Below are 2293 nucleotides of genomic sequence, written 5' to 3' on the forward strand. Positions count from 1 at the left end.
TACGAAATCCACCTGGATCGTCAGGGCCGGATGGACACGATGCTGGTGAAATGCGAAGCGGTAGGGACCGGGGACGGGGCCCAGGATCGCGAACTGGCGCATCACATCAAATCTGTGATCGGCATTTCCGCCAAGGTCGAACTGACGCGCCCCGGCACGCTGTCGCGATCGGAAGGAAAAGCCAGACGTGTCTTCGACAACCGCCCAGCCCGATAGCACTGGCGATCCCGCCATTGCCGCCATCCTACGGGAGTTCCCGGTCTCGGCCGGGGCCTTCATCGTCACGCTCTACGGCGACGTGGTCGCGCCGCGCGGCGGCGAACTCTGGATGGGCAATATCATCGAGGCCTGCGCCGCCGTCGGCATCGGTGAAAGCCGCGTACGCACGGCGGTCAGCCGCCTTGTCAGCGGCGGCCAGCTGGTCGGGTTCAAGGAGGGCCGGCGCAGCTATTATCGCCTTTCGCCCGAGGCCGAGCGCGAATTCCAGCGCGCCGCCCGGCTGATCTATGCGCCGCCGCGCGCCGACCCCCTGCGTGGCTGGCACATGGTCGTCCTGCCTGTGGGTGAGGACCGCGATGCGCTGCTCTCCCGGCTCACCGCCCTGCGTTTCGGGCTGGCGCGTCCGCATCTGGCCATCCGTCCCGACCGGGGCGAACCGCTGCCCCCCCTTGGCACCCCGCATTTCCGCGCCACGACCGAAGACGACCTGACCGCGCTTGCCGCCCAGGCCTGGGATCTGCCCGGCCTTCAGGACGACATGGCGCGATTCGTCTCGGGCTTCTCGGCCGTGCGCGCCGACAGCGCGGCGGCCCTGGGCCTGCGGCTTCTGCTGGTCCATGCCTTCCGCCGCATCGCCCTGCGCGACCCGGCCCTGCCGCTTGGCATGCTGCCCGAGGGCTGGCCCGCGCCGCAGGCCCGCAGCCTCTTTGCCCGGCTCTACCTGGCGCTGTCGCCCGCCGCGGATCAGGCCGTCACCAGCGGATTCGTCGACCGCAACGGCCCGCTTCTGCCCGATCAGGCGCGCATGGCCCGCCGCATCGCCGACCTGGCCGAGGCCTGACATCCCCGGCCCTTCCCGCGCCCCTGACATCCTCTTGCCCGAAATATCCCCGCCGGAGGCGCATCTCTCCGCCGCCGCCCAGGCCGGGTCTTTTCCGAAAGCATCACGCAATTATTGACCTAACCCAAAATATGTGATGTATTCCCTCTGCGCGAGGAGGATCACATCATGTATGCTCAGATGGTTGAAAGCGGTCAGGCGGGCACGTCGGACCAGGACAAGGCCTTTCAGGACAAGATCGACCGGAACGTGCGGATTGAACCGCGCGACTGGATGCCCGAAGGCTATCGCAAGACGCTGATCCGCCAGATCGGCCAGCATGCCCATTCCGAAATCGTTGGCCAGCTGCCCGAGGGCAACTGGATCACCCGCGCCCCCAGCCTGCAGCGCAAGGCGATCCTGCTGGCCAAGGTCCAGGACGAGGCCGGCCATGGCCTGTACCTGTATTGCGCCGCCGAAACCCTTGGCGTGTCGCGGGATGAGCTGACGGAACAGCTGCTCTCGGGCAAGGCCAAGTATTCGTCCATCTTCAACTATCCCACCCTGACCTGGGCCGATGTGGGCATGATCGGCTGGCTGGTCGACGGCGCTGCCATCATGAACCAGGTGCCTCTGCAGCGCTGTTCCTACGGGCCCTATTCCCGCGCGATGATCCGCGTCTGCAAAGAGGAATCCTTCCATCAGCGCCAGGGCTTCGACATCGTCCGCGCCCTGGTCGAGGGCACCGAGGATCAGAAAGCCATGGCGCAGGACGCGCTGAACCGCTGGTGGTGGCCCGCCATCATGATGTTCGGCCCGCCGGATGCGGATTCGACCCATTCCGAGCAATCGATGAAATGGGGCATCAAGCTGAACTCCAACGATGAGCTGCGCCAGAAATTCGTCGACCAGACCGTGCCGCAGGCCGAATGGCTGGGGCTGACCCTGCCCGACCCGGACCTGAAGTGGAACGAAGACCGGCAAAGTTATGACTTCGGCACGCCCGACTGGGACGAATTCTTCAACGTCATCAAGGGCAACGGCATCTGCAACCGCGAACGCCTGGATGCGCGCAACAAGGCCTGGGATGACGGTGCCTGGTTCCGCGAAGGGCTGATGGCCCATGCCGAAAAGACCACCAAACAGAACATCGCAGCGGAGTGATCCCATGAGCACCGAATTTCCCCTCTGGGAGGTCTTCATCCGGGGCCAGCACGGCCTTGCCCATCGTCATGTCGGATCGCTGCATGCGCC

Annotated in this window: 2 protein-coding genes and 2 pseudogenes; all 4 read left to right on the top strand. The window is 65.7% G+C overall.

What is annotated here, in order from left to right; translation table 11 throughout:
- Positions 1 to 216 (top strand): annotated as a pseudogene (locus tag ACEQXV_RS10380) (phenylacetate--CoA ligase); the annotation flags it as partial.
- On the top strand, positions 188 to 1060 hold the full coding sequence (locus ACEQXV_RS10385; protein ID WP_370269053.1) for a PaaX family transcriptional regulator C-terminal domain-containing protein: 873 nt from the start codon (positions 188 to 190) through the stop codon (positions 1058 to 1060). The pseudogene ACEQXV_RS10380 and the gene ACEQXV_RS10385, both read left to right, overlap by 29 nt.
- Before the next feature lie 168 nt (positions 1061 to 1228).
- On the top strand, positions 1229 to 2203 hold the full coding sequence (paaA, locus tag ACEQXV_RS10390; RefSeq protein WP_370269054.1) for a 1,2-phenylacetyl-CoA epoxidase subunit PaaA: 975 nt from the start codon (positions 1229 to 1231) through the stop codon (positions 2201 to 2203).
- A gap of 4 nt (positions 2204 to 2207) precedes the next feature.
- A pseudogene (gene paaB, locus ACEQXV_RS10395) lies at positions 2208 to 2293 on the top strand (1,2-phenylacetyl-CoA epoxidase subunit B); the annotation flags it as partial.

The organism is Nioella sp. (assembly GCF_964229645.1).
Taxonomy (GTDB): domain Bacteria; phylum Pseudomonadota; class Alphaproteobacteria; order Rhodobacterales; family Rhodobacteraceae; genus Nioella.